This is a genomic window from Arthrobacter sp. 2RAF6 (assembly GCF_052115205.1).
Classification (GTDB): domain Bacteria; phylum Actinomycetota; class Actinomycetes; order Actinomycetales; family Micrococcaceae; genus Arthrobacter.
This window is the reverse complement of record NZ_JBFRGF010000085.1, coordinates 1-2025: the sequence shown is the minus strand read 5'-3', so window position 1 is coordinate 2025 and position 2025 is coordinate 1. Positions and strand designations below refer to the sequence as shown.

The 2025-nt window shown below is 65.2% G+C and carries 1 protein-coding gene; it reads right to left on the bottom strand.

Annotated features, from left to right (window positions below; all coding sequences use genetic code 11):
* Positions 1 to 33: 33 nt before the first annotated feature.
* Positions 34 to 1167, bottom strand: coding sequence for an IS30 family transposase (locus AB4Z38_RS25520; RefSeq protein WP_441432308.1), 1134 nt, complete (start codon positions 1165 to 1167; stop codon positions 34 to 36).
* Positions 1168 to 2025 lie beyond the last annotated feature (858 nt).

Below are 2025 nucleotides of genomic sequence, written 5' to 3'. Positions count from 1 at the left end.
GGCGAATTCTGGGGGTCGACGCAACACCCGTGGTCAGCTGGCTATTAGTAAATCACGAAGTCGCTCGGCCGGGGTGTCCCAGGCGAGGGTTTTGCGGGGGCGGGCGTTGAGTTCCTGGGCGACGTGTTCGAGGTCTTCGGGGCCGTAGGTGTTGAGGTCGGTGCCTTTGGGGAAGTATTGACGCAGCAGTCCGTTGGTGTTTTCGTTGGATCCGCGCTGCCATGGGCTGTGGGGGTCGCAGAAGTAGACGTCCATGTCGGTGGCGATGCTGAAGGCTTTGTGTTTGGCCATTTCCACGCCTTGGTCCCAGGTGAGTGAACCGCGTAGGTGCGCGGGCAGGGAACCCATGGTTGTGATCAGGCCGTCGCGCACCGTTTCGGCGGTGTGGTCCCCCGGCAGGTGGACGAGCATGACGTAGCGGGTGGAGCGTTCCACCAGGGTGGCGATGGCCGACTGGTTGTGTGCCCCGGTGATGAGGTCGCCCTCCCAGTGGCCCGGGACTGCGCGGTCCTCGACCTCGGCGGGGCGTTCGGAAATGTTGATCATGGGGTCCCGGAAGCGGCTGCGGCGTTCCTCCGGGTTCTGGTGTTTCTTGCGTCGGGTCCGCCCGGTGCGCAGCGCATGCTGGACTTCCCGTTTCAGGCCGCCGCGGGCCTGGACGTAGAGGGCCTGGTAGATCGTTTCGTGGCTCACGCGCATGTTCGGGTCGTCGGGATAGTCCTTGATCAAGGCATGGGCTATCTGTTCCGGTGACCAGCGCAATTTCAGTTTCGCTTCCACGTAGCGGCGCAGGGGCCCATGCGTTGCCAGTTTACTGGCCTTGGGTCGGGCGCGGGCCTTGGTCGCGGCCCGGTGGGCGCCGTAGGGCTGGTATCCGAGCCTGGGGTGGCTGTTGCGTTTGATCTCCCGGCTGATGGAGCTCGCGCTGCGTCCCAGGGCCCGTCCGATCGCCCGAATCGATTTCCCGGCGCGGAGCATGTCGGCGATCAGTTCCCGCTCCCGCTGGGCCAGGTAGCGCGAATCAATGGTTTGTTCCAGGTGTTCGATCGTCATGGTTCTCGGTGCGGGCAGCACAGGCCGTGCCGGCGGCTCCGAGGGCACAGCGGAGGGAGCCGCGGCCGTCGGTGGCGCCGGCGTTTCCTCGCACCCGGCCGGCAACTCCGGCATCAAGGTCAGCGCCGGCGCGTCAAAGGGCTCGGCAGCGGTCTCCAGCATGCTGCGGGCTTCGGCAAAAGCGGTAGTCACCTGACATGTATATGCGGTGTCGGCATTTTGGTCCGCATCGGCGCCGGACGTGGCGGCCGGGGCGGCCCGGGCGGCCTGGTCCCAGTCATAGCCGGTGCGCCGGTTCACCCCCACGATCTCTGAAGCGGCCTTCTGCGTGGCACCTTCTTCACGCAGTCGCGTGTATTGCGCTTGCTTTTCGGCACGGCTTTGCAGGATGTTTTCCACCCCGGCGGCACGAGCCCAGCTTTCGCCCTGGCTGCGTTTGACGCCGGCTTCACGGGCGGCCACGCTGATGTTCCCCACGCGCGCCAAGACGGCAAGGAACTCGGCCTTCTTCGGCGCCAGCGCCAGCTGCCTGGCCGTTGCTTTTCCTAGGGGTTTTCGCTCGGCCGCGGCCAGCGAATACGACCAGCCGAATGCGGTCTGGGTGTTGATGCCCAGCTGCCGGGCCGCGGCGCTGACGCTGCCCAGTCGGTCTAACAGCACGAAGAACTCGGCCTTCTGCTCCGCGGAGTATCTCGCCCCCGCTGGCCGGCCATCATCCTTCGTCCACATCAGGCAGGCGGAGCCGGTGAAGCCCAGTTCCCGGGCCGCGGCAGCCACAGTCCCCAAGCGTTCCTTGGCTTCAAAGAACAGCGCCTTGTCTTCCCTGGAATACTTGCGGTACTTCCGCACCGCCCGGGCCACGGGCGAAGAACCCGATCTTTCCCTTAAGGAAGAACTCTGAATTGATGGTGGTTCCATGATCGAGGAAACTCCCGAATATCGGGGGTGTTGCAACGATCGCTAGAACTCGCC

Coding starts and splice junctions, on each gene's coding strand:
- AB4Z38_RS25520 (WP_441432308.1), bottom strand. CDS start 1,167: ATGCCGGAGTTGCCGGCCGGGTGCGAGGAAACGCCGGCGCCACCGACG.